This window comes from uncultured Shimia sp. (assembly GCF_913054185.1).
GTDB lineage: Bacteria > Pseudomonadota > Alphaproteobacteria > Rhodobacterales > Rhodobacteraceae > Shimia.
Genome location: NZ_CAJXIV010000028.1, coordinates 15,310 through 39,762, shown reverse-complemented (window position 1 = coordinate 39,762; position 24,453 = coordinate 15,310). Strand labels below are relative to the sequence as shown.

Annotated in this window: 28 protein-coding genes; 7 read left to right on the top strand and 21 right to left on the bottom strand. The window is 58.3% G+C overall.

Going from position 1 to position 24,453, the window contains the following annotated elements; translation table 11 throughout:
- The 4 genes from QZ517_RS08250 to QZ517_RS08235 all read right to left on the bottom strand — a co-directional run.
- Positions 1 to 128 (bottom strand): ATP-binding cassette domain-containing protein (locus QZ517_RS08250; RefSeq protein WP_366766021.1); only part of this gene is annotated, 128 nt, incomplete at its 3' end.
- A 56-nt stretch (positions 129 to 184) separates the two neighbouring features.
- Positions 185 to 1,162: an ABC transporter substrate-binding protein gene (locus tag QZ517_RS08245; protein WP_294224985.1), complete on the bottom strand. Its 978-nt coding sequence runs from the start codon at positions 1,160 to 1,162 to the stop codon at positions 185 to 187.
- A 58-nt stretch (positions 1,163 to 1,220) separates the two neighbouring features.
- Positions 1,221 to 1,892: an FCD domain-containing protein gene (locus QZ517_RS08240; protein ID WP_294224979.1), complete on the bottom strand. Its 672-nt coding sequence runs from the start codon at positions 1,890 to 1,892 to the stop codon at positions 1,221 to 1,223.
- A gap of 169 nt (positions 1,893 to 2,061) precedes the next feature.
- On the bottom strand, positions 2,062 to 2,937 hold the full coding sequence (locus QZ517_RS08235; RefSeq protein ID WP_294224977.1) for a LysR family transcriptional regulator: 876 nt from the start codon (positions 2,935 to 2,937) through the stop codon (positions 2,062 to 2,064).
- Between the two features lie 110 nt (positions 2,938 to 3,047).
- Between QZ517_RS08235 and gstA the strand changes: the two genes are divergently transcribed.
- The 4 genes from gstA (at position 3,048) to QZ517_RS08215 (ending at position 4,902) form a co-directional block, all read left to right on the top strand.
- Complete coding sequence (gene gstA, locus QZ517_RS08230) at positions 3,048 to 3,659, top strand: glutathione transferase GstA (RefSeq protein ID WP_294224974.1); 612 nt, start codon at positions 3,048 to 3,050, stop codon at positions 3,657 to 3,659.
- Positions 3,656 to 4,036: a nuclear transport factor 2 family protein gene (locus QZ517_RS08225; protein WP_294224971.1), complete on the top strand. Its 381-nt coding sequence runs from the start codon at positions 3,656 to 3,658 to the stop codon at positions 4,034 to 4,036. Before gstA ends, QZ517_RS08225 begins: the two co-directional genes overlap by 4 nt.
- 3 nt (positions 4,037 to 4,039) lie before the next feature.
- On the top strand, positions 4,040 to 4,261 hold the full coding sequence (locus QZ517_RS08220; protein ID WP_294224968.1) for a 4-oxalocrotonate tautomerase family protein: 222 nt from the start codon (positions 4,040 to 4,042) through the stop codon (positions 4,259 to 4,261).
- 227 nt (positions 4,262 to 4,488) lie between these two features.
- Entirely contained in the window at positions 4,489 to 4,902 is a 414-nt protein-coding gene (locus tag QZ517_RS08215) for a globin family protein (protein WP_294224965.1), read from the top strand.
- A gap of 55 nt (positions 4,903 to 4,957) precedes the next feature.
- On the opposite strand, the gene adh is transcribed toward QZ517_RS08215, so the two are convergent.
- The 4 genes from adh to QZ517_RS08195 form a co-directional block, all read right to left on the bottom strand.
- Positions 4,958 to 6,481 carry an aldehyde dehydrogenase gene (adh, locus tag QZ517_RS08210; protein ID WP_294224961.1) on the bottom strand — a complete coding sequence of 508 codons (1,524 nt, stop codon included), beginning with the start codon at positions 6,479 to 6,481 and terminating at the stop codon, positions 4,958 to 4,960.
- A 127-nt stretch (positions 6,482 to 6,608) separates the two neighbouring features.
- Positions 6,609 to 7,565, bottom strand: a complete 957-nt coding sequence (locus tag QZ517_RS08205; protein ID WP_294224959.1) for a GAF domain-containing protein — start codon at positions 7,563 to 7,565, stop codon at positions 6,609 to 6,611.
- Positions 7,566 to 7,756: 191 nt separating this feature from the next.
- Positions 7,757 to 9,271, bottom strand: coding sequence for an aldehyde dehydrogenase (NADP(+)) (locus QZ517_RS08200; protein ID WP_294224956.1), 1,515 nt, complete (start codon positions 9,269 to 9,271; stop codon positions 7,757 to 7,759).
- Positions 9,272 to 9,361: 90 nt separating this feature from the next.
- Entirely contained in the window at positions 9,362 to 10,039 is a 678-nt protein-coding gene (locus QZ517_RS08195) for a GntR family transcriptional regulator (RefSeq protein ID WP_294224953.1), read from the bottom strand.
- 157 nt (positions 10,040 to 10,196) lie between these two features.
- Here QZ517_RS08195 and QZ517_RS08190 point away from each other — a divergent pair, with 157 nt between their 5' ends.
- Entirely contained in the window at positions 10,197 to 11,213 is a 1,017-nt protein-coding gene (locus tag QZ517_RS08190; protein WP_294224949.1) for an Ldh family oxidoreductase, read from the top strand.
- 18 nt (positions 11,214 to 11,231) lie between these two features.
- On the opposite strand, the gene QZ517_RS08185 is transcribed toward QZ517_RS08190, so the two are convergent.
- The 9 genes from QZ517_RS08185 to QZ517_RS08145 all read right to left on the bottom strand — a co-directional run bounded on the left by QZ517_RS08185 (position 11,232) and on the right by QZ517_RS08145 (position 19,527).
- Positions 11,232 to 12,257: a proline racemase family protein gene (locus QZ517_RS08185; protein WP_294224946.1), complete on the bottom strand. Its 1,026-nt coding sequence runs from the start codon at positions 12,255 to 12,257 to the stop codon at positions 11,232 to 11,234.
- 11 nt (positions 12,258 to 12,268) lie between these two features.
- Entirely contained in the window at positions 12,269 to 13,372 is a 1,104-nt protein-coding gene (locus QZ517_RS08180) for a cis-3-hydroxy-L-proline dehydratase (protein ID WP_294224943.1), read from the bottom strand.
- A 13-nt stretch (positions 13,373 to 13,385) separates the two neighbouring features.
- Complete coding sequence (locus tag QZ517_RS08175; protein WP_294224940.1) at positions 13,386 to 14,624, bottom strand: FAD-dependent oxidoreductase; 1,239 nt, start codon at positions 14,622 to 14,624, stop codon at positions 13,386 to 13,388.
- A gap of 66 nt (positions 14,625 to 14,690) precedes the next feature.
- The gene (locus tag QZ517_RS08170) at positions 14,691 to 15,623 is read right to left on the bottom strand and encodes a proline racemase family protein (RefSeq protein ID WP_294224937.1); all 933 of its coding nucleotides are present in this window, start codon (positions 15,621 to 15,623) and stop codon (positions 14,691 to 14,693) included.
- The gene (locus QZ517_RS08165; RefSeq protein WP_294224934.1) at positions 15,614 to 16,573 is read right to left on the bottom strand and encodes a dihydrodipicolinate synthase family protein; all 960 of its coding nucleotides are present in this window, start codon (positions 16,571 to 16,573) and stop codon (positions 15,614 to 15,616) included. Before QZ517_RS08165 ends, QZ517_RS08170 begins: the two co-directional genes overlap by 10 nt.
- Positions 16,574 to 16,604: 31 nt before the next feature.
- Positions 16,605 to 17,327: an amino acid ABC transporter ATP-binding protein gene (locus tag QZ517_RS08160; RefSeq protein ID WP_294224931.1), complete on the bottom strand. Its 723-nt coding sequence runs from the start codon at positions 17,325 to 17,327 to the stop codon at positions 16,605 to 16,607.
- Positions 17,324 to 17,986 carry an amino acid ABC transporter permease gene (locus QZ517_RS08155; RefSeq protein ID WP_294224928.1) on the bottom strand — a complete coding sequence of 221 codons (663 nt, stop codon included), beginning with the start codon at positions 17,984 to 17,986 and terminating at the stop codon, positions 17,324 to 17,326. Before QZ517_RS08155 ends, QZ517_RS08160 begins: the two co-directional genes overlap by 4 nt.
- Before the next feature lie 11 nt (positions 17,987 to 17,997).
- On the bottom strand, positions 17,998 to 18,675 hold the full coding sequence (locus QZ517_RS08150; RefSeq protein WP_294224925.1) for an amino acid ABC transporter permease: 678 nt from the start codon (positions 18,673 to 18,675) through the stop codon (positions 17,998 to 18,000).
- A 51-nt stretch (positions 18,676 to 18,726) separates the two neighbouring features.
- A complete protein-coding gene (locus tag QZ517_RS08145) occupies positions 18,727 to 19,527 on the bottom strand; it encodes a transporter substrate-binding domain-containing protein (RefSeq protein WP_294224922.1) in 801 nt (266 codons plus the stop codon).
- Between the two features lie 82 nt (positions 19,528 to 19,609).
- Here QZ517_RS08145 and QZ517_RS08140 point away from each other — a divergent pair, with 82 nt between their 5' ends.
- Positions 19,610 to 19,831, top strand: a complete 222-nt coding sequence (locus tag QZ517_RS08140) for a hypothetical protein (RefSeq protein ID WP_294224919.1) — start codon at positions 19,610 to 19,612, stop codon at positions 19,829 to 19,831.
- 70 nt (positions 19,832 to 19,901) lie between these two features.
- Positions 19,902 to 20,996: a Xaa-Pro peptidase family protein gene (locus QZ517_RS08135; protein ID WP_294224916.1), complete on the top strand. Its 1,095-nt coding sequence runs from the start codon at positions 19,902 to 19,904 to the stop codon at positions 20,994 to 20,996.
- 23 nt (positions 20,997 to 21,019) lie between these two features.
- Here QZ517_RS08135 and QZ517_RS08130 read toward each other — a convergent pair whose 3' ends face one another.
- The 4 genes from QZ517_RS08130 to phnC are packed head-to-tail and all read right to left on the bottom strand — an operon-like array spanning position 21,020 to position 24,350.
- The gene (locus QZ517_RS08130; protein WP_294224913.1) at positions 21,020 to 21,922 is read right to left on the bottom strand and encodes an HAD hydrolase-like protein; all 903 of its coding nucleotides are present in this window, start codon (positions 21,920 to 21,922) and stop codon (positions 21,020 to 21,022) included.
- A 54-nt stretch (positions 21,923 to 21,976) separates the two neighbouring features.
- The gene (phnE, locus tag QZ517_RS08125) at positions 21,977 to 22,786 is read right to left on the bottom strand and encodes a phosphonate ABC transporter, permease protein PhnE (protein ID WP_294224982.1); all 810 of its coding nucleotides are present in this window, start codon (positions 22,784 to 22,786) and stop codon (positions 21,977 to 21,979) included.
- Positions 22,786 to 23,580, bottom strand: coding sequence for a phosphonate ABC transporter, permease protein PhnE (gene phnE / locus QZ517_RS08120; protein ID WP_294224910.1), 795 nt, complete (start codon positions 23,578 to 23,580; stop codon positions 22,786 to 22,788). The genes phnE (QZ517_RS08125) and phnE (QZ517_RS08120) overlap by 1 nt, the downstream gene beginning before the upstream one ends.
- Positions 23,577 to 24,350 carry a phosphonate ABC transporter ATP-binding protein gene (gene phnC, locus QZ517_RS08115; RefSeq protein ID WP_294224907.1) on the bottom strand — a complete coding sequence of 258 codons (774 nt, stop codon included), beginning with the start codon at positions 24,348 to 24,350 and terminating at the stop codon, positions 23,577 to 23,579. Before phnC ends, phnE (QZ517_RS08120) begins: the two co-directional genes overlap by 4 nt.
- Positions 24,351 to 24,453: the final 103 nt, after the last annotated feature.

The window sequence follows — 24,453 nt, the reverse complement described above, 5'->3', positions numbered from 1 at the left end:
GTCGATTTTCCGCAGCCTGACGGCCCGACAATGCAGATGATTTGTTGGTTTGGGATGTCGAGTGTGATGTCGCGCATCACCTCAACGCCATCATAGGAATGGCCAATGCCATCAAGCCTGATGTCCATGTTGTGCCTCAAGAAGTCTGCGGCGGGGCGGCCCAGGCAGCCCCGCCTGAGGGCGTTTAAGCGCCGGTTGTTTCCACGTAGGAGCTGTCTACAAGTGTGTCGAGGGTGATGTCTGCGTCCACCAAGCCTTCGGATTGGAACCAGCTCAGTTGGTCCTGAACGGAGCCCACGTTCAGCGCCGCACCGGAACTGATGCGCATGGTTCCGTTGATGATGGATCCGGCTGCCTTGGCGCGTTCGCGGTCTGTGTAGACGTATTTGTGGATGAGATCGACCATCGCGTCCTGATCCGCAGTGCCGTCAATCATGGCGGCAGAATAGTCATCCACGCCTTTGGAGAAGCCAGCCAGGAAGCTTTCGGTCTGACCACGTTCGTTGGCCGCATTGTTGGCGGAGGTGAACACGGTTGTGACCTGATAGTCCGGGATGTAGTCCGAGACGTTGCCGGCAATGTGCCATGCGCCAGCTTTTGCCAGAGGTTTGGCAATGTGCGGCACAATCGACCAGCCGTCCACCTGACCAGACTTCATCGCGCCGATGATCGCGCCAACCTTTTGCAAAGGGGTGAAGTTCAGATTGATGCCCTCGGCCGCCGCCATTTTTGCGCCCATGTAGTGGAAAGACGAGCCAGCTTGGGTGACGGCGTATTTCTTGCCATCCAGGTCTTTGAGGCTTTTGACGCCGGCTTGATACGAGGCATCGGAGATCAGGTATTTCTGCCCATCAATGCCCGCTTCTTCTTGCAACGCACCGCCAATCACTTTGATTGCGCCTTTGTCAGCCAAGCTGATGAGGCCGCCAGAAATCGCGGTCACGGCATAATCGATGTCGCCGCTTGCAATGGCGACGGCCATTGGTTGCGCCGCTTGGAAAAATTCAAATTCCACATCCAGGCCTGCTTCGGCGAAGTATCCGCGCTCAAAGGCCACGAAGTTGCCGGAGTGGGATGTGAAGCGCAGCGCGCCCACTTTGATTTTCTTGTTCATGGCCAATGCAGGCGCGGCCAAACCGCTTGCTGCAACAGTGCCGCCCATCAGGGCCAGTGCCTTCCGGCGAGTAAGTTTGATCACGTTATCCTCCCAATGATCTGATTTAGATGTCTGGTTGTAGTTCAGACTTGATATCTGCCACCAAAGCCGCGATTGCGGCGTCACGGTCTCGGGTCAAAACCGCATCGACAAGTGCGCGTTGGTTGGCGCAACGAGCCGTAAAATCAAGCTGCCCTTCGCGGAGCAGGGCCAGTCGATACCGGCGGCTTTGATTGTATAGTTTTCGCTGAAGGTCGATCAGTCGCGGGCTGCCGCAGGCATCAATAAGCGCATATGAAAAGGCGCGGCATGCTTCATCCCATTGCATTGCGGTCAAATCATCAGCGTTTTGGGCGATGTCATCTTCAGCTTTGCGAAGCGCATGATGCGCGGCAATTACGCGGCCTTCCCAAGCAACATCTCCTGTGTCAATGGCGAGGCCGAGGGCCAGTTTTTCGATCTCCGTCCGCACCATCAGAATGTCTCGCACGTCATCCTCAGTTGCTGAGGCGACGCGAAATCCGCGCTGAGATGTGGCCTCCACCAGCCCTTCGGCGGTGAGCAATCGCAACGTTTCGCGCATGGAGTGATTTGACCCACCATAACGCGCGCGCAGGCTTTGAAGTTTGAGCTTTTGGTCGGGCAACAAAGTGCCAAAAGAGATGTCGCGCCGCAAAGCCGCCGCAAGCATCGCAATGACGGTGTCGTCTTCCTGAGTGTCGCGCCGAAGGATCATTTTGTCGCCCAAAACAGATAATGTTGGACATTTTTGAAAACAATGGGCGCTTTGAGTCAAGCGGATTGTTGTTGGGTCTGGCAAGCCGCCGTGGTTTTGCGTGCGGTTCCAATACGCCATAGGGCTCTGTGCGAAGGAGGCGGGGAGAGCCTGTGGGCGTTTTAGAAAGTCAACTAGCCCCAATGCGCTCCCAAAGGTCTGTGGCGACAACGCCCGGGGGGCGATCTCTGCGCCTAATTTTGTAAAGGACCGTATGGCGCGGGGGGAAGCCCGCCAGATTCAGGGGCCGCAAAGCGCCTGCCTGGCGTTCATTGATTGTCATGTGATCCGGCATACCGCCCCAACCCAAGCCAGAGACAATCACCTTTTTCTTGGCGCTAAGATCGGAGACCGTCCATTTGCGTCCCCCTGGTAGGACGTCCCGGCTTTGCGTATAGGCGTCGCCGCCGGATCCTGCGGTGACAACTTGGATGTAGCTTTGCATGTCGGACACAGACAGTGCACGGGGGCCGGCGGGCAGGTCCAATTTGGGGCTGGCGACGGGGCGAATTGTCACCTCTGCGACGGGTTCGGCTTCAACGTCATCCATCGGCACGCCATCCATCGAAGCCAACGCGATATCTGCCTTGCCCTCCATCAACCTGGCCACTGGCCCACCCATCATTTCCATGGCCAACCGGATATGTGTCGTGGGGTGTTTGTGGCCAACATCCGTCAATGCGGACAACAGCGGATCCAGGTCCATCGTTGCGGTTACTGCAAGGCTCACTTCAGGCTCCACACGGGCGCGAAGTTGCGCTGCAGTTGATCGCAAGTCCTGCATCTGACGCAGAACACGAGAGGCTTCACGATAAAATACCTCACCAGCAGGCGTCAGGGCTGGGCGGTAGGCTGCGCGGCTGAACAGCGCAATCTCAAGTTCTTCTTCGAGCAGGCGGATTGTGTGGCTGACGGCCGATTGGGACTTGTTCAGCCGTTCTGCCGCGCCGCGAAACGTGCCGGTTGAGACAATTGCGTCTAACGCCAAAAGTTGATCGTGTTTCAATAGAGCGCCTTAATGATCGATTTTCTCAATCATTAAGGTGAGAACACAATATTATCAATTTGTGGTTTTGGCGTTTAGCCATGGGGCATCTTTTATCACAGGAGCATCCCATGAAACTGTACTACAAACCCGGAGCCTGCTCGTTGGCCAGCCACATCATTTTACATGAAGTGGGGCTCACCCATGACATTGAAATGGTAGACACCGAGGCGGGGCTCACCGAAGCCGGGGCGGACTATCACCTGATCAACCCAAAAGGATATGTGCCCGCGTTGGAATTGGACACAGGCGGCGTGCTCACCGAAGGACCAGCCATTCTGCAGTTTATCGCGGACAGCAACGCTGAGGCGGGTTTGGCACCAGCTGCAGGAACGTTGGACCGCGCGCGGGTGAATGAGCAACTCAATTGGATTGGAACCGAGTTGCACAAGGCCTTTGGGCCGCTGTTTCGAAACGACACGTCCGAGATTGGCAAAGACACTGCGCGCACCGCGGTCGCAAGCAAATTTGATCTGATCGAAGCACAGTTGAAAGATGGCCGAAAATGGCTGGTTTCTAACCGGTTTTCTGTGGCTGACGCCTATTTGTTCGTGGTGTCAAACTGGGCCAACTTCACCGAAATCGACATTACGCGGTGGCCTCACCTGGCTGCGTTTGTGACCCGTGTGGCCTCGCGCCCTTCGGCTCAACGTGCGATGCGCGCAGAGGGGCTGATCCAATGACTGCATCTGATTTCAAAGCCGTTGGCGCGCTGATGGAAACCTACTTTGAGGGGCTGCATCAGGCAGACAGTGTGTTGTTGCGAACGGTGTTTCATCCGCAGTTGGCTTACGTTTGCGCCACTCCGGGGGATGAGTTGTTTCTTGACCTGGAGACCTACATGGACCGTGTGAATGGGCGTGAACCGCCGGCCAAACGTGGTGATCCGCGCAGCGAACGGGTTCTGGAAATTGCGTTCCCGGGGGAGCGTTTGGCACATGTCACAGCACAAATGAGCATGATGGGGCGTGTGTTTCTGGATGTGCTCACGCTGGTTGATGACGGTACTGGCTGGCGCATTGTGACCAAAGTCTTCACCTACGTTCCACAAGAGGATTGAGTGATGCCCTATGTGAATATCGAAGTGACCCGCGAAGGTGGTCCAAATGGCGACGGCCCAAGCGCGGATCAAAAGGCCGAATTGATTGCAGGGGTCACGGACCTGCTACAGAGCGTATTGGGCAAAAGCCCAGCAACCACCTTTGTGGTGATCACTGAGGTTGCGCTGGAGGATTGGGGCATCGGTGGACTGCCCGTGGAGGCGTATCGGAGGCAGGCGCATTAAATCGAAACGGCGACCCCGATGGGCGTGGCTTGCGAAGGTTCTCTGTGGCATGGGGATGCTTTGCAGGCTCGCGCCACAGACGGGACGCAACAGTGGGGCGCGACTGGGTTTTTGAGTGTGCAAGGTAGTGCGGACCAATGGGCGTGGTGGCGAAGGGCAAGTTTCGCGACTTGCCATCAAAAATCTGGTGTAGGCTCAAATTGCTACCTTTGCGAAGGATCCTTGAGATGACCCCTGAACAGATCAATTTGGTGCACGACAGCTTTCGGAAGGTGACGCCGATTTCAGAAGACATTGCGGATCTGTTTTATGGCCGATTGTTTGATCTGGAGCCGCAGTTGCGGCCTCTGTTTGCCGAGGACATGGGCGGGCAAAAGAAAAAGTTTATGCAGATGTTGGAGTTGGTGATGAAATGCCTCAACGCACCGGGGCGGTTTTTGCCTGCGGTTGTTGCATTGGGGCAGCGGCATAGTGGGTATGGGGTGACACCCGCGCACTACACATGTGTCGGCGAAGCATTAATGTGGGCGTTACATCAGGGGCTTGGCGAGGCGTTCACAGAGGATGTGCAAATGGCCTGGGTTGCGGCCTATGGGACCTTGGCCGATGTGATGATTGGCGCCGGTTCTGAGCAAGCATAAAAAAGCCCCCGCCACAGATGCAGCGGGGGAAGTTTCCTCACGGGGGAAGGCGATCCTAGAAGAAGCCCAACTTGTTTGGGTTGTAGCTCATCAGGATGTTTTTAGTCTGCTGGTAGTGGTCCAGCATCATCTTGTGGTTTTCGCGGCCAATCCCGGACTGTTTGTAGCCACCAAACGCTGCGTGGGCCGGATACGCGTGGTAGTTGTTCACCCAAACACGGCCAGCTTCGATGGCGCGGCCAAAGCGGTAACAGGTGTTGGCGTCACGCGACCAAACACCGGCGCCGAGGCCGTACATGGTGTCATTTGCAATCTCGAGGGCCTCTTCTTCGGTTTTGAAGGTTGTCACGGAGACAACCGGGCCAAAGATCTCTTCCTGGAAGACGCGCATCTTGTTGTGGCCCTTCAGGATGGTGGGTTGGATGTAGTTGCCACCTGAAAGCTCACCGTTGAATTTGGCTGCTGCGCCGCCGGTCAGCACTTCGGCACCTTCTTCAACCCCGATGGTCAGATAGGAGAGAATTTTCTCTTGCTGCTCCACGGAAGCCTGTGCACCCACCATGGTTTCCGGGTTACGCGGGTCACCCTGTTTGATGGCCTGAACGCGGGCGATGGCACGCTTGATGAACTCTTCGTAGATGTCTTCCTGGATCAGCGCGCGAGATGGGCAGGTGCAGACTTCGCCTTGGTTAAACGCAAAGAGCACAAAGCCTTCGACAGCTTTGTCGAGGAAGGCGTCATCTTTGGCCATGACATCAGAGAAGAAGATGTTTGGCGATTTGCCGCCCAGTTCCAGTGTGACCGGGATCAAATTGTCGGTGGCCGCTTCCATGATCTTTTTGCCGGTGGCGGTGGAGCCGGTGAAGGCAATTTTGGCGATGCGCTTGCTGCCAGCCAGTGGGGCACCCACTTCTGCACCGTAGCCGTTTACGATGTTCAGAACACCAGCAGGCAGGAATTCGGACATGATTTCCGCAAGGATCATGATCGCGGCTGGGGTTTGCTCAGCTGGCTTCAGCACGATGCAGTTGCCGGCGGCCAATGCAGGTGCCAGTTTCCAAGCGGCCATCAGGATGGAGAAGTTCCATGGGATGATCTGGCCCACAACGCCCAGAGGCTCGTGGAAGTGGTACGCTACGGTGTCCGCGTCGATTTCGGACATGTTGCCTTCCTGACCACGCAGTACGCCCGCGAAGTAGCGGAAGTGGTCGGCAGACAGCGGAATGTCGGCGGCCATGGTTTCGCGGATTGGTTTGCCGTTGTCCCAGGTCTCTGCTTGCGCGAGGCGCTCCAGGTTGGCGTCGATGGCGTCCGCGACTTTCAACAGCAGGTTGGAGCGTTCAGCCGCAGAGGTTTTGCCCCAGGCGCCTTTGGCGGCATGGGCGGCGTCCAGTGCTTTTTCGATGTCCGCGGCGTCAGAGCGCGCGACTTCGCAGACTTTCTCGCCGGTGATCGGGGTGACGTTGTCAAAGTAGCGGCCGTTGACCGGTGCAACAAATTCGCCGCCGATGAAATTGTCGTAGCGAGCTGCAAATGGCGAGACATAGGTGCCTGCCTCTGTGTGGGTCATGTCGTTCATAATTTCCTCCTCATATGCCGATCTCCTCCGATCGGATTGCGGGGAGGATGGCGTGTGCGGAGGCGCGCGTCATGGAGGGGGCAAACGGTTGTGCAAACGAGGTGTCTCAGCGGTGAGACACATGTGGTCACGTTTCGTTGAGGCCGAGGCGTTTCATGCGGCGATAGAGCGTGGCGCGGCCTATGCCAAGCTGGCGCGCCGCCTGGCTGATGTTGCCGTCTGCGCGGGCGATGGCGCGCACCACGGCGGCACGTTCGGCTTTCTCAAAGCCGGTGGGACCATCCTCGCGTCCCAAGATGTCTGCTGCCGGGCGCGGCGACAGTGGGGAGCTGGCTTCCATGCCAAAGACGCGGCGGGCCTCGCGGGTGGCGCCCACCACCAAATCGTCACTGTCGATGGCAAGCAGGGTGGCGGCCTCGGCGTCTTCGCTTTCTGCCACCACAATGCGGGCGGTTGGGAAGGTGGCGCGGAAGTGGGCTTCTTCGATGGCGCGTGCGGTTTGGGCGACCTGGGCAGCGATCAGGCGATTGAAGGCTTCGGTTTGATCCGCGCGGGCGGAGGAAACGTCCAGAGCGGCGACGATTGTGCCGTCGCTGCCATAAATCGGGGCGTCGATGCAGCTCATGCCGGTGTTGCAGGCAAAGAAGTGTTCGTCGCGGTGGATGATCAGGCGACGGCCTTCGGTCAGGCAGGTGCCAATGCCGTTGGTGCCTTCCTGCGCTTCGCTCCAGTCGGCCCCATTGCAGAGCCCCCAATGGTCAAAGGTGGAGGCGTCGGCGTCGCTGAGCCGTTGATCCAGGATCACGCCTTTGGCGTCCGACAAAAACACGCCGCAACCAGATTGGCCGACAAGGGCATAAAGCGCGTCGAGGCGTGGGGCGGCGACGGTCATAAACGTGTCGAGAGTTGCGCGTCGGTGTTTGAGGCAGTCTTGTGTGACACGGGCCACGTCGCGTTTGGAGGCTGGGTCCAATCCGTGTTTATGGGCAGAGCGGCGCCAGCTTGCGGCGAGGCGGGAGTGTGCGGCAGCAGAGGGCGAAAAAGCAGCGTCCAGAACGCGGTCAACATGGGAAATGGGGCGCATGAGGGTCGCTCCGATTGTGTAACAAACAGGGGGCTGGCTGAAACTGGCTGCGGGTCTTGAAGGTAAGCTACTGGAAAGCGAGGGAAGTGCAACTGCGACCAAAGGCGCGGGCGCGGCGCAAAGAAAGGGCGACATCATGGTGATGCCGCCCTTGGGGAGGTGTCTTAAGGATAGAACCGGCTGGCCAGATCTTAGGTTTCTGTGGTTGGATCCAAGGCGGCTGGCAGGTTTTGGTAGCACACCGGGCGCAGGAAGCGGCGGATGGACAGAGTGCCTACAGAGGTGGCACCAAAGTTGGTGGAAGCCGGGTAAGGGCCGCCATGCACCATTGTGTCACTGACTTCCACGCCGGTCGGGAAGCCGTTGGCCAGAATGCGGCCTGCCTTGCGTTCCAGAATGGGCAGCAGGCTTTGCGCGGCTTCGGTGTCGGCGTCATCCATGTGAAGGGTGCAGGTGAGCTGGCCTTGTAGTTGTTTGGCAACGGCGCGCATTTCGTCGAGGGTGTCCGCAACCAGGATCACGCCAAGCGGGCCAAAGACCTCTTCGCCAAGCACTTCGTTGGCGAGCCAATTTTTTGCCGTGGTTTGGTAGAGGTACGGTGTGGCGCCGCGCAGGTCGCAGCTGGTTTTCAGGAGTTCCTGAACGCCGGTGGTCTCGGCCACAAGAGTTTGACCTTTGCGGTAAGCAGCGGCGATGCCGTCAGTGAGCATGGTTTGCTCTGGTTGATCAGACAGCGCAGCGGTGGCTTCTTGGGCAAAGGCCTTGGCATCCGCGCCTGCCAGCACCACGGCGATGCCTGGGTTGGTGCAGAACTGGCCTGCGCCCATGGTCAATGAGCCTGCCCAACCGGTGGCCAGATCGCTGCAGCGGTTGGCAAGCGCGGCCTCAAAGATGAACATCGGGTTCACAGACCCAAGCTCGCCAAAGAAGGGGATGGGTTCCGGACGGGCGGCGCAGAGATCAAACAGCGCACGGCCACCGGCCAGAGAGCCGGTGAAGCCTACTGCCTTGATCAGCGGGTGTTGCACTAAGGCAGATCCAACAGCGCGGTTGCCGCCTTGGATCAGGCTGAACACACCGGGGTGCAGGTCACAGGATTTGATTGCAGCGAGGATGGCCTCAGCGATGATTTCGCCAGTGCCGGGGTGGGCGGAGTGGCCTTTGACCACAACTGGACAACCAGCGGCCAGAGCAGCGGCGGTGTCGCCACCGGCGGTGGAGAACGCGAGTGGGAAGTTGGAGGCACCAAACACGGCCACAGGACCAATCGGGCGCTGCATCATTTTCAGCTCGGGGCGCGGAGCTGGAGCGCGATCGGGCAGGGCAGGATCGTGGCGCAGATCGAGATAGTCGCCTTTGAGGATGTGCTCTGCAAACAAACGCAGCTGACCGGTGGTGCGGCCGCGCTCGCCTTGCAGGCGGGCTTCGGGCAGGCCGGTTTCTTGCGTGCCAATTTGGGTGATCGCATCTGCGCGGGCTTCGATTTCATCCGCGATGGCGTTCAGGAAGGCGGCGCGGGTGTCGCGAGTGGAGTAGCCAAAGCTCCAGAAGGCGTCTTCGGCGGCCTGTACGGCGGCGTCGACATTGTTGACAGTGCCAACCGAGAAGTCATGGGCTGGGCCGTGGGCAGGTTCAGACGGGAATTTGGCGTCGCCGGACACCCAGGTGCCAGCAATAAGGTGGTTGCCGTGAGGGACAAAAGTCATGTGGGACTCGCTGTTTGAAGGATCAGTTATGGATATTGTATCCAATTTGATTGAGCGTGCAAGTCCGTTCCGGCAAAAAGCGGCTTCGTCTCAGGTTTCGATGGCGCGTTTGGCTTCGATAAGCTCGAGCAGCTCGGTTTTTGTGCGTTCGATATGGGCCGCCAAAAGATCACAGGCTGCATCTTCATTTCGCTCGCGGGCCAGTTTGAGCAGGTTGCGGTGCTCTTCTTTGGCCGGCTCGCGCTGTTCCATCACACTCAGATGCAGGCGCACATAGCGATCAGATTGGAGGTTGATACGGTCAAGGATGTCTTTGGTCAGGCTACGTCCGGCGGACGCGTAAAGAGCGCTGTGATACTCATGGTTCAAAGTGCCCCAGCGTGCCACATCATCCTCGTCATACGAGGCTTCCATTTGCTGTAAGATGGTCTCACACTTGTCAAAATCGGTGAGCGACATTTGCGGAATTGCACGGCTAAAGAGATCGGTTTCAATCAGGATGCGCAGGTCAAAGATTTCACCAATCTCGGCAATGGAGTGCTTGGTGACCGTGCCGCCGCGATTGTTAGCCCATTGGATCAGACCTTCGGCGTTGAGCCGTTTGAGGGCTTCGCGGATTGGCATGCGGGAGACGTCATACTCCTCAGCAAGAGCTTCTTGGCGGATTGGCTCCCCTTCAGACATGTCGCCGCTCAGGATGCGCTCACGCAGATCGTTGGCGATCATCTCCGGCAGACTCTGTTTGGTAACCGCGCGCTTCCCAGTCATGCCGTATCCCTCATATAAAGCTGTGTTTTGGATACAGGTACCGGCTGTATGCTGATTTTCCAACAAGATTTGTGCTTGTGAGGAAGTTTTCCAGCTTGAGATGTGGCTTGAGTCTATTGTATCCGATATCCACTGAATGCGCTTGGGAGAGGTATCAATGGCTGAAATGGTTGAGATCACGCTGGAAGATGTGCGCCAGCTTGCGGTGCAAACCTTATCAGACGTTGGCTATGGCGCGGGCCATGCGGCTGCAATTTCCGAGATGCTGTACCAATGTCAGCGGGATGATTGCCAGTCCCACGGGCTGTTCCGCCTGTTTATGTGCCATCAAACGATGAAGGCCGGAAAGATTGACGGGCATGCGGTGCCACATATTGCCCCGTCAGACGGCGCGATCGTGCGGGTGGACGCGCGGGATGCGATGTCTATTTTGGCGGTGAATGAGGCGATGCCGACGATGATCGAGAAGGCCCGTAAGTTTGGCATGGCGGCGATGGCGGTGAATAACTGCTTCCATTTCTCCGCGCTTTGGCCAGAGGTGGAGCGGCTTTCAAAAGAAGGGTTGGCAGGTTTGTCGATGGTGCCAAGCCATTCCTGGGTTGCGCCGGCAGGGGGCAAACGGGGCACTTTGGGGACCAATCCATTGGCGTTTTCCTGGCCGCGTACGGGTAAAAATCCATTTACGTTTGATTTTGCCACCAGTGGGTTTGCACGGGGAGAGATTGAGCTGTACCTGCGGGCTGGCAAGCCTTTGCCAGAAGGTGTGGCGGTGGATGTGGGTGGCAATCCAACCACCGATCCGCAGGCGGCGCTGGATGGCGCAATGCTGACCTTTGGTGGCTACAAAGGGTCCGCTTTGTCGATCATGATTGAGCTGATGGCGGGGCCGTTGATTGATGATTTGACCAGCGCGGAAAGCATGGCTTTTGCCGAAGGGCAGGGTGGCGCGCCCTATCATGGGCAGATCATTCTGGCGTTTGATCCCTATCACCTAAGTGGCGGGCGTGTGGCTGACAATGACGCGCAGGCAGAGCGGTTGTTTGCGGATATTCTGGATCAGGGCGCACGGTTGCCGTCTCAGCGCCGGTTTGAGGCGCGGTCACGCAATACAGAGCGTGGATTTGTCGAGGTGCCCAAAGCGCTTCTGTCGGATCTGAAGAAACTGGGCGGCTGATCGGCTGCCCAGCTTGTTTTAAGCGCCCCAGGTGTCGCTGAGGCGGTAGCCGGTGGGCCAGGGGTCTTCAGGGTCCAGCATGTGCTGATGAATGCCGGTGACCCAGCCGCGGCCGGAAATTTCCGGGACAATGGCTGGGCGGTCGCCAACGGTTGTGCTGTCTACGATGCGGCCGGAGAAGCGCGAGCCGATGATGGAAACGGCTTCAAACGTCTCGTTTGGTTTCATCTGACCTTTGGCGGCCATGAGCGCCATGCGGGCAGACACGGCCGTGCCCGTGGGCGAGCGGTCCACCTTGCCCGGCTGGATCGCGACGGCGGATTTACCTGTGAGGCCGGTCTCGGTACGGGAAAGCGGGCCGCAGAAGGCACAGAAGGAGATGTGGTTCCAATCCGGGTTTTCTGGGTGTGTGAAGCCAAGCTGGTCGTTGGCGGCGTTGGTGATGGCCACGCCAAGACGCGCGATGTCCTTGGCCTCGTCTTCGACAATGTCAAAGCCAAGTGCTTGCGCGTCGACAACCACAAAGCTGTCACCGCCATAAGCTGTGTCGACCGTGATGGTGCCATGGCCCGGCACCTCGAGTGGCACGCCAATTTTGTCAGCAAAGCTGGGCAGGTTTTGCACAAAAATGCGCTGTGCCTTGCCGTCTTTGCATTCGGCGCGGACTTTCACCAAACCGCCGGGGGCCTCCAGCGTCATAAAGGTCTCTGGTTCCTGCATTGGGACGATACCACCATCCAGAAGCACGGTCGAAACGCAGATCGAGTTGGAGCCGGACATTGGGGGCGTGTCTTCGGGCTCCATGATGATCCAGGCGGCGTCGGCGTCCGGGTGCTTGGGCGGGACCAAGAGGTTCACGTGGCGGAAGACACCGCCACGGGGTTCGTTCAGGACAAAGTTCCGCAGGGTTTGATCTTTGGCAATGAAGCTGCGTTGCTCCCAAATGGTGTCGCCCGGTGGTGGGGTCACACCGCCGACGATCACGTCGCCCACTTCGCCTTCGGCATGGGCGGAGATCACGTGGATGGTTTTGCTGCTGCGCATTATGTGGTCCTTCAGCGATAAGTGGCGACAGGATCGCCCAGAGCGTCAAACACAGGTGTGATGCCAAGACCGCGTGTGTCCGGTGCGGTCATGCGGCCATTTTTGCGCTTCGGTGCACCCTCGGCGATGGTGACTGTGCCGTAAGAGTTGAAGTCTGTCGCGGAGAAAGTGAATTCCGCGGGTGTGGAGCGGGCCAAATGAGCAATCGCGGCGGTGGTGATGTCGCCGCCCCAGGTGTCTTCGATGGTCATAGGGATGCCATGGGCCACGCAGAGGTCGCGCATCTGGCGGGCTTTAGTGAGACCGCCGACCTTGGAGATTTTCAGGTTGATGGCGTCCATCGCGTCCTCAGCGATGCCTTTCACCAAGGTGTTGGGCGTGTCGATGACCTCGTCCATCACAAACGGCAGGGAGGTGCGGCGGCGGATCGAGACGCTTTCCTCATAGGTCAGGCAGGGTTGTTCGATATAGACGTCGAGATTGGCAACGGCGTTCACAACACGAGCGGCCTCGTGGCGGGTCCAGCCGGTGTTGGCGTCGGCCACGAGTTGATCGGTCTTTTTCAGCACGGCGCGGGTGGCGTGGATGCGGTCAATGTCGTCATTGGCTTCGCCGCCTACCTTGAGTTGGAATTTGGTGTAGCCTTCCGCTGCATAACCTTCGATTTTCTTGGCCATGACATCCGGGTCTTCCTGACTGATGGCGCGGTAGAGCACCATGTCGTCTTGCGCAGCCCCGCCCAGCAGGGTGTAAACCGGCAGCAGAGTGGCTTTGCCCAGCAAGTCCCAGCAGGCGATGTCGACAGGGGCTTTAGCATAGGGGTGACCGCGTAGGGCGGCGTCCATGGTGCGGTTGATTGCGCCAATGTTGAGCGGGTCTTGGCCAATGAGGTGCGGCGCCAGCTCTGCCAGACCGGCGCGCACGCCTTTGGCAAAAGACGGCAGGTAGGCGGAGCCAAGTGGGCAGCATTCGGCGTAGCCTTTGAGACCTTCATCGGTGAGAATTTCCAGCACCGTGCTGTCAAACACCTCGATGAAGTTGCCGTTGGACCAGTTGTAACGGCCTTCTTTCAGAGGCAGGTCAACTTGGTAGACGTTCAAACCAGAGATTTTCATGGATGCGCTCCTTTCAGAAACGGGTGGCCGCATAGGCGGTGAGAGGGATGGCTGGGGTGGCATTGTCCACGAGGTCCGCGATCAGTTCAGCGGTGCCAGCGGATTGGGTGAGGCCGAGGTGGCCGTGACCAAAGGCGTAGAGGATGTTACTGCTGCGGGCAGAGGGGCCGATGACGGGCAGGCTGTCAGGCATGGACGGGCGGAAGCCCATCCATTGCTTGCCGCCGGAGGTGTTTAGCGCTGGCATAAATTGGGCTGCCTTTTGTAAGAGTATGTCAGCGCGTTTGTAATTTGGTTTGAGCTTCAGGCCGCCAAGTTCCACAGCGCCGCCCACGCGCACGCCGCCGTTGATCTTGGTTACGACAAAACCGTGCCCCCAAAAGGTTAGGTGGGTGCGCAGCGGGAAAGCACCAGCGGGTAGCGTGGTGTTATAGCCCCGCTCTGTTTCCAGCGGAATCTTGTCGCCCATGGTTTGGGCGAGGTGGCGCGACCAAGCGCCAGCAGCGACAATCACCTTGGGCGCGGTGATGGGGCCATTTTCCGTATACACAACGGCCGCGCTGTCATGGCATTTCAGCGCGTGAATGTTGGCGGTGTCGATGCGTCCGCCAAGGGAGAGAAACGTGTCAGCGAGGTGCTGGGTCCACGCTTGTGGATCAACTGTGTTCATCCAAGCAGGAGTAAAGACCGCGTGGGTGAACCGAGGATCAAGGCCGGGCTGGATATCTGCGATGGCGTCCGGGCTTTCAAGCATTTGAAAGTCGATGCCATGGGCGCGGCGGAGGTCCCAGCCGGGCAAGCTGGCGCGGAATTCTTTTGTGCCTTCATAGAGCTGTAACTGGCCTTCGCGCTGCATCATGTCTTCGCCATTGAAAGCGGTGATCTGGCGTTCCAACGCAGCGCGGGAGTGGGTCATTAGCTGAGTTTGGGCATCTACTGAGGCGGCGTAGCGGTCTTTCCAGCTGGCACGCCAGAAGCGCAGCATCCAAGGGGCAATTTTTAGCGCGTAGGAGGGGGGAAGCGACAGGGGCCCAAGCGGATCAAGCAGCCATTTGGGGGCTTTGCGCATGATGCCAGGGGTCGCCAAAGGCTCAATGTCGGTGAAGGCAAAGGCGCCTGCATTGCCGCTGGAGGCTTCGGTTGCGATGCCTGTGCGATCCAACACGCGGACTTGATGGCCGCGGCGTTGCAATTCCAGCGCGGTGGAGATGCCGATGATGCCGGCGCCAATAACGATGATGTCGTTTGTCATGCCTGTGACCTGTCGTGAGAGGATTTAACCGGACAGGCAAGGGGAGGGATGTCTGTCCGGAAGGCGCTAATGCGCGATGCCGTGTTTGAAAGGGTCTTCGGTTTCAAACAGGATAGTGCTTTGTGCGGTGACAAACGCCTGTCCTGTGATGGAGGGGATCACGCCGCCGTTGGGGCCGGTTTGATACGACAGCGTGTAGGGGCTGCCGATCACGCTGTGCTGTACGATCTCTTCACCCGCCGCCAAGCGGTTGTCTGCGGCCAAACAGGCCAGCCGGGCGGAGCTGCCTGTACCACAAGGAGAGCGGTCGTAGGTGTCGTCCGGGCAGAGCACAAAGTTGCGACTGTGCACGCCTTTCTCCGGCGCTTCGCCCTGGAAGATCACGTGATCAATGGGTTCGCCATTCTCCCCACCAGCATCGATGCCATTGGCAGCCTCACGTATGGCGATGCCCATGTCCGTCAGTGCGCGGATGTTGCCGATGTTGACTGGCAAAGGGCTGGGATCAAGGATGAAGAACCAGTTGCCACCATAAGCCACGTCTCCGGTGATCGCACCGTAACCTGGTACGTCCACGGTGACCTGTTTGCGCACGCGACGGCTTTCGACGTTTCGCACGGTCACAGTGTTGGCATCGCTGAGTTCCACCTCAACCACACCAGCCGGGGTTTCGACGCGATGCACACCAGGAGTGATGCGGCCCAGATGTGCCAATGTCACGGTGAGGCCAATGGTGCCGTGGCCACACATGCCAAGCACGGCGCCCATGTCAAAATAGATCACACCGGCCACACAGGTGGGGTCCACCGGTTCCACCAGAAGCGCACCAACCATGGCTGGTTGGCCACGGGGTTCGCGCATGACGGAGAGGTAGAAATCCTCATGCTCTGTGGCGAGGCGGTGGGCGCGCTCCGCAAGGGAGCCGGTCCCCAGATCCGGCCCCCCGTCCAGGATCACCCGTGTCGGCTCCCCCCCTGTATGGCTGTCGATCACATGCATTCAGCGATGACTCCGCCTTGCTTGGACCAGTCGGCAAACCACGTTTGGAACAGGCTGTATTGCTGCTCACAATAGTTGCGCTGGGCGTCGCTCAGAACGTCGGTTTCATTGAAGTGCAGGCGGTATTCTTCCTCGCCGTTCAGGACGAGCAGGTATTTGTAGTAAAGCACCAGATCGGTGCCTTCATCAAAGCTGGCCAATACGCCAAAGGCTTCTTCGAGTTCCTGAGCCCGCTTACGGGCCTCTGCGTGGCCTGCGGCGGCTTTCTGCGACAGGGCGGCAAGCAGCAGGGCTTCTTTGGGCAGGGCTGTGCCAATGCCAGTGATGGAGCCGGTGGCGCCGCAGTTGACAAAGCCGTGGTAAACTTCGGTGTCCACGCCAACCATCAGGGTGACTTGATCATCTTGGGACGTGATGTGCTCGGCGGCGTAACGCAGATCATCTTTGCCGCCGAACTCTTTGAATCCAATCAGGTTTTTATGTTCTGCGCGCAGGGCGAAGAACAGCTCGGCTTTGGTGGCGAAACCATAGACCGGGCTGTTGTAAATGATGGCAGGCACGTCTGGCGCGGCCTCAAGAATGGCTTTGAAGTGGTTCTTCTGAGCCGCCATGGAGGAGCCACGGGACAACACGCGCGGGATCACCATCAGGCCAACGGCGCCCACTTTTTGAGCGTGGGCGGCATGGGCAACAGCGGATTTTGGGTTGATGGCGCCGGTGCCGACGACAACGGGGATGCCCGCCTCAACCAGACGTTCCACGCCAGTCATGCGCTCTGCGTCGGTCAGCAGGGGCCAATCGCCCATGGAGCCACAATAAACAACGGCGGACATGCCAGCCGCGATCATGTCGTGGCCTTTTTTCACAAGCGCGTCGTAATCCGGGGTGCGGTCGGTTTTGCACGGGGTCATGAGGGCTGGCATGGTGCCGGAGAAGATGTTTTTTGTCATAGCTTGAGCCTTTTTGATCTTGCGTGCGGGGTCAGCGCACGTTGGCGAGGAATTTTTGGGTGTGTTCGGATTGCGGGTTGCCAAAGATTTGCTCCGGCGGGCCGATCTCTTCCATCACGCCTTGGTGGAAAAAGGCGACGCGGTCGCTCACGTCGCGGGCAAAGCCCATTTCGTGGGTCACGCAGATCATGGTCATGCCTTCTTCGGCCAGCATGCGCATGGTCTCGAGCACCTCGCCGACCAGCTCCGGATCAAGCGCGGAGGTGGCTTCGTCAAAGAGCATGTATTCCGGCTCCATGGCGAGGGCGCGGGCGATGGCGAGACGTTGTTGTTGACCACCGGAAAGCGCGGAGGGGTAAACGTCAAGTTTGTCACCCAAACCCACGTGTTTGAGCTGTTGTGCAGCAATTTCACGGGCTTCGGACTTGGATTTGCCTTTCACGATCTTGGGCGCGAGGGCGACGTTCTCCAGCGCGGTCAGATGCGGGAAGCTGTTCCATTGCTGAAACACCATGCCAAGCTGCTGGCGCAGTTTGTTGATGTCGGTGCCTTTGGCATGCACGTCGGTGCCGTCGACCACCACTTTGCCTTGCTGAACCGGCTCCAACCCGTTGATGCAGTAGAGCAGGGTGGATTTGCCCGAGCCAGACGCGCCGATGACGGAGAGCACTTCTCCTTTTTTGACGTTCAGGTCGATGCCTTTGAGCACGTGCAAAGAGCCAAAGTATTTGTGCAGGTCATGAATTTCGATCATTGGGCCCACTTTCTTTCAAGCGACGCGGCGTAGCGCGAAATTGGGTAGCTGAGCGCGAAGTAGAACGCGCCTGCGATTGAGAGGATAAGGAAGGGTTCCTGTGTCCGGGTGATTAGGATTTGGCTGGCTTTGAGCAGTTCGACGTAGCCAAGCACCGAGACCAGCGCGCTGTCTTTCATCACGCCAAGGGCAACACCAACCCAAGCGGGGAATACGGCGCGGCCTCCGATGGGCAGGACCACATAGCGCAGATCTTGCCAGTAGCTCATGCCGAGGCTGCGCGCGGCGCGGCGCATGGGGGCGTCGACGGCTTCGATGCCACCACGGGCCACGCTGGCCACCAATGAGGCGGTGTAGATTGTCAGGATCACCACGCCGGAGGCAAAGGGATCAAGATTGAGGCCAATGATGGGTGCGAAGTTGTAGAACAGCACCAATTGGATGATCAGAGGTACGGAGCGGAAGACGTCTAGGATCGGGGCAACGGTGAGTGCTGCGGCCCATTTGCCTTCGTATAAGACCCAGCCGAAGACCACGCCCAGCACTGTACCGATGGAGATCGACAGGATCGAAATCCACATGGTGCGCAGGGCGGCTTCGCCAAGAAACAGAAGGTCTTTGGGAGCAAATCCGCTGAAAAAGCTAATCGTAGGTTCCATGAAAGCCTCCCTCAATATCGGAAGAGCCGGGTCGCCAGCAGGCGGGAGGCTCCGAGGATGAGTTTGACGATCACGTAGTAGATGACCGCGGTGACAGCGAAATATTCGAAGATCCGGAAGGTGCGGGAGGCAAAGAACTGCGTCTCACCGGAGAGTTCGCGGAAGCCCACCAGCATGCCTAGGGAGGACATGAGCACGGCCCAGACCATCTGGTTGGTGATCGGGTGGTAGACGATGCGGAACACCTGCGGGATCACGATGCGGGTGTAGGCCTGCCACGCATTCATGCCGAGTGAGCGGGAAGCGCGGATTTGGGTGTCTGGAATGGCCTGAAAGCCACCACGGAAATTTTCCGCGAGATAGCCCGCGCAGTTGAAGGTCAGGCCCATGAGCACAATCATGTAAGGCGAGAGGTGCAGGCCAAAAGAGCCGAGACCAAAGCCAAAGAAGAAGAGCTGAAACAGGGCAGGGGTGTTACGGGCCAGCTCCACCCAAGTGGAGGCCAGCCACAAAAGCGGGCCGCGCATGTGCAGACGGATCAGCGCCAGGCAGAGGCCGATGACAATGCCAAGGATCATGGCCAGTACCGCAACCTGCAGGGTCAGCAAAGCTGCCTCTAGCAAGTCTGGCAGGCTTTTCATCACCGGTCGCCAATGGAAGTTGTAATCAAACATGTGGTTTGTTCCCATGGCCCCCGCCCAGCGTGTGCTGGACAGAGGCGGGTTTTAGGGAGTGGTGGATCAGTACATCACGCCGGGGATGCGCAGCTCTGGTGCTTCGCCACCAACGTATTTGCCCCAAAGCTCGGAATAGCGGCCGGAGCGCACTTGATGGGTCACAAACAGGTTAAGGAAATTCAGCCAGGTAACATCTTCGCGTTTGCCAACAACAGAGGTGTAATCGGTGGTCCAAGGCATGCGAGGGCCCGCGAGAATGCTGTCATACTGCTGAGTGATAGGCAGAACGGCAGTGTTGGTGGTGATGCCGATGTCAGCTTTGCCCTGTGCCACAGCCAGGAAAACTTCGTTCTCGGACTGGTAGCCCTGATAGTTGCCTTCTTCGCCCCATTCGGCGGCGATTTTCAGCCATTCTTGCTCCGGTACGGTGCCGATGGCCGCGGCGACGCGTTTGCCACGGATGTCGTCAAAGCTCGTGATGCCGCTGTCTGCGTTCACCACGCCTTGGGCGTAGTAAATTGCGTAGGGGATGGTGAAACCAACGGTGCGGGCGCGGGCGAGGCTGTCAGACGTGGCGCCAAACACCACGTCAGCGCGGCCAGTCACAATCACTGGCAGGCGTTCTGCCCAGGTCACCGGCAGCACTTCGGCTTCCACTTCCAGCGCTGCGGCAAGGTCGTTGCAGTACTCAACGTCATAACCGGCTGGCTCGTTGTTGGCATCACGGTAGCCGATTGGCGGAAAATCGAGCACCACTCCGCAGCGCAGTGTGCCGCGGTCAACTACGTCGTCGAGTGTGTCAGCTTTGGCCGGGATGGCGGCGAAGGTTGTAAGTGCCGCGATGGCAGCAATTTTCTTAAGCATAGGGTCCTCCCAAAATTCTGGTGGGCTGAGTGCTAAGTGAAATTGGATACAAAATCCAATATAAAATAACTGAAGCGGTTTGATGCTGTTTTTTTTGAATGACGGCGGCGCGTTTAAGGTGTTGAAAATGTGCGGTTTTTGGTGGCTAATGTGGTTGATGATTTTAGGCGCTATGGATGGCCTGACGGAGACCGCTGCAGGGAAATTTCGCAAAAATATTGAATTGCCGATGCAATGCTGTGGTGCGTTTTGGAGCGATTCCTTGGACCTTCGCGCCCTGCTTGATTATGGTGATTGTGCCTAAAGTGCATATGTGGATACTGTATCCAAAAATGCAGAAGTGATGCTGCGAAGAGAGTTTTCAGGAGATCAGAATGTCGAACCTGTCCGAATACCGCCAAGTGGCGCGGGATCTGAATGTGGATGCCGTGGCGCTGGTGCCGGGGCCAAATTTCACCCGCGCCTTTGGCAAGCCGTTCATGAGCCACGAGCGCCCATTTTTGGCGGTGATCCCGGCAGAGGGCGCGCCGGCGGCGATTGTGCCTAACCTGGAGCTGGGCAGCTGGGCGTTGGTGGATTTTGAGGGCGCGGTGTTTGATTGGCGCGATCAGGATGGGTATGACGCGGCTTTTACTGCGCTCACCGAACATCTGAAGATTGGCTCCCTTGCTGTTGAAGGCCAGGTGATGCGCGTGTTTGTGCAAGTGGCGTTGACCAAGGCACATCCGGATCTACAGATTGTGGATGGCGAGAAAGCGATTTCCGGGCTGCGGGTGATCAAGACCGAAGCGGATGTCGCGGCGCTTCAGGCGGCGATTGATGTGTCCGAGCGGGCTTTGACTCGCGTGCTGGACGGTGTGCGGATTGGGCAGACCGAAAAACAGATTGAGAGCGCGTTGATCCAGGCATTGTTTGCCGAAGGGGCAGATGATCTGGCGTTTTCCCCCATCGTTGTGGCGGGCGACAACACGGCACGCCCCCATGGCAAGGCGCGGGCAGACTATACGGTGCAGGAAGGTGACGCGCTGTTGTTTGATTTTGGTGCGCGCAAAGATGGGTTTGCGGCGGACATCACGCGCACCGTGTTTGTTGGCGATGTCAGCGAAGAGGGGCGGGCGGTGTATGAGACCGTTTTGGCCGCCAATCTGCGTGGCTTTGAGGTGACCAAGCCTGGCGTCACCGCGCATCAGATCGACGATGAGGTCACAGGTGTGTTGGAGGCCTCGCCTTTTGCGGATCGCATTCGCACCAAGACCGGGCATGGTTTGGGGCGCGAGGTGCATGAGGCGCCTTACATCATGCGCGGCAACCATGAGGTCATCCGCGAAGGTATGGTTTGGACCAATGAGCCGGGGCTATATGATCTTGGAAATTTTGGCGTGCGGATTGAGGACGATATGCTCGTTACGGCCGATGGCGTGCGGGCGCTGACGTCCTTGCCCAAAGAACTGTTGATTGTGGGGCGCTGAGGCACGCCCCATTTTGTGACGCCTTACGTTGTCGAGACAATCCAATCCGGTTGAATGCCGGATTTTTGGATGTAAGGCGCGACGTTGAAGCCTTTGAACAGGCCATGATCGGTGATCAGGATCGTACCGATGCCGGCTGCGGCACCGCCAAGCACGTCGGTGTGTAACGTGTCACCCACCATGGCGATGCGGTGGCGGGGAATGCCGTCCAGACGTGCCAGAGCGGTGTCAAAGGCGTTGCCGTAGGGTTTGCCGTAGAACGCGGCGTTGGTGTCGGTTTGCGCGATAAGGTCATGGGCAATCATACCGGGCTCCGTGGTCAGGCCGTCTTCGCGCGGGGCCACGAGGTCTGGATTGGCGACAGCTAGCGGGCGAGGATTGTCCTGCAGTGCCTTCGCAAGCGTGTCGGTGTCTGCGTCATTCCAGCGGGCGGTGGAAAGGAACAGAAAGCCGCCAGCGGTGTTCAGGAGGTCGGGGTGCGCGATGAGATCCTGGAGTGTGGCGGATGCGGGGGCATCGCTGAAGTCATCGCCTTTCGCGGAGATGGCTGCCCAGACCTGACCGTCTGCAAGTCTAGGCAGGTTGGCGAAGGCGACATCGCGGCTAGAAACCACTTCGTCAGCGGTGAAGTCAAAGCCAAGGCGATGATATTTGGCAAGGATTTCGACACGGGTATAACTGGCAGCATTGGTCAATACGATCAGTTGTTTACCAGCAGCCCGCAAGTCGGTCATCCGCGCGACGGCGCCCTCGATGGCGGTTTCGCCGCGGTTTAAAACGCCAAAGGCATCAAGGATATAGGCGTCATAGTGCTCGGCGGTGTCGCTGAGGTTTCGGCCAGTGAGTGAGGTGGCGGGGAAGGTTGCCGAAGGCAGCGCGTCGCGCAGGCTTTCGTAGCGGTCAAACGCCGTTTGCGTGTCGATCATAAATAGGGTCCAGAGAGGAAAAGGCGGCCGAGAGTGTCGGCCGACTTAGTAAAGTCAGAGGATTTTCTTGCGCAAGTAAGAAGAGACAACTTCGCCAAACACCACCAGCGCGAGGATGGTGAGCAACACCATGGAGACCTCTGGCCAGTTGAACGTATCGATGGCGCCTTGCAGGATCATGCCAATGCCGCCCGCGCCAACAAGCCCCAACACGGTGGATTCCCGCAGGTTGATGTCCCAGCGCAGAATCGCGATTGCAAAGAAGGCGGGCATGACTTGGGGCACTATGGCGTAGAGCACAATCTTAAAGCGGGAGGCACCGCAGGCTTCCAGGGCTTCAACCGGTTTTGTGTCAATCTCCTCAATGGCTTCGCCGAGAAGTTTTCCCAGAAAACCTATCGATCGGAACATGATTGCGACAATCCCAGCGACAATGCCAGGGCCAAAAATGGCCACAAACAACAGCGCCCAGATGATGGTGTTGACCGAGCGGGACGACACCAAAATGAAGCGGCCAATCCAAAGCGTGACCCGGTTAGGGGTGGTGTTTTGTGCCGAGATGTAAGCCACAGGAAGCGCCACAACGACGGCAATCATGGTGGCCAATGTGGCGATGTTCACGGTTTGCCAAATCGCCTCAAGGATGGATGGCAAATTGCTTGGGTCCGGTGGCATCATGCGGCCAAAGAGGTCCCCCATCTGAACTGGTGCGTCCCAGACCCACTCCCAGATCACGTTGATGCTGGACAAGGCCCAAGCGACAACCAAAAGGGTGAGGGCAAATCCGCCGTAGCGCATGAGGCGTTGCCGAAAGGTGAAACGGGACCAGTGGTCAAGCGTTTGTTGCAAAGGTTGCGTGCTCATCATGCGATCCGTTTCCTGATAAAGCCACTGATTGCCTCGGACACGAGGATGACGCCGACGATGACCATGGTGATGGCCAGCGCGAAGTCATAATCATACCGGCCAAAGGCGTTGGCCAAAGTCGCGCCAATGCCACCCGCACCCACAATGCCAACCACGGCAGAGGCACGTAGATTGCTGTCGAGTTGGTAGATGCCCAAGCCCACAAGGCGCGGCATGATCTGTGGTATCACAGCGTAGATAAGAGTGGAGAAGAAGCCCGCGCCCACTGAGCGCATGGCCTCTACCTGGCCAAAGTCGATTTCCTCAATGCGTTCGGCCAAAAGTTTGGCCACAAAACCAATGGAGTAGACCACCAAGGTGAGTGCGCCTGCAAAAGGGCCAAAACCAACCGCTTTCACAAAAATGATGGCGACAATCACCGGGTGAAAGCTGCGTGCAACAATGATGATACCGCGGCCAAGAATGTAGACCGGTTTGATTGCGATATTGCTGGCCGCCATGAAGGCCAATGGAACTGAGAGCAGGATGCCGCCCACGGTGGCCAAGATGGCGATTTTCAGGCTTTCCAGAAAGCCGTCGATCAGCAAACCGGAGCGTTCAAAATTTGGTGGGAAAGCCCCGCTGAAGATGCGTTGGGCGCGGCGCATGCCGTCGGACACACGGTCCCAGTCGATGGGCAGTGTGGTCAGGGTGAAGATGACGTAGACCGCCACAGCTGCGTAGAGCCCGTAGCGCAGGAGCGGGTTGGCTATGAACGATGGCTTGCGCCAGGTGTCTTTGGCTATGCTCATGCCACGGCCCCAACTTCGGCGCGATCCATGGCGGGCACACCTGCGTAGATTTCATCCATCTCGGATTGGGTCAGTTTGCCGGGCAGGTCGTCAAAGATGATGCGGCCGTAGCGCATGCCGACAATACGGTCGCTGTATTCTTTGGCTTCGGTCACGTTGTGAATGTTGATGATCACCGGCAGTTTTAGTTCTGATGCCAGGTCGCGCAGGAGCGACATGATCTGCTCCGAGGTTTTTGGGTCGAGCGAGGCGGTGGGCTCGTCTGCTAGCAGGATTTCGGGACGCTGCATCAGCGCCCGCACCACACCAACACGCTGGCGCTCGCCACCGGAAAGCTCATCCGCGCGTCGGTCAGCGTAATGGGCGATGCCAACTCTTTCCATCAGCTCATAGGCGTGTCGGATGTCTTCGCGCGGGTAACGACGTGTCAAGGCGGCCCAAGTCGAGATGTAGCCCAGACGACCGGATTGTACGTTTTCCATAACGGTGAGGCGGTCAATCAGGTTGAAGCTCTGAAAGACCATACCAATGCGGCGGCGCGCGTGGCGCAGGTCTCGACCGTTAAGCGCGGTAAATTCGGTGCCGTTCAGATCAATGGAGCCTGAGGTGGGTTCCACCAAGCGGTTGATACAGCGCAACAGCGTGCTTTTGCCGGCGCCCGAAGAGCCAATAACGGAGGTGAGCTGGTCACCCTCAACGGTCAGGTCCAGTTCCTTGAGCACGGGATCGCCCGAGCCGTAACGTTTTGTGAGTTTCGAAATTTTTAGCATTGCGGTCTCTCGGACATGGCGCGGCCTTGCCTAATTCGCGACGTCCCGAAGTGAGAGCTGCGCAAGGCCGAAAAAAGCGCCCGGACAACGACATGCGCTGACC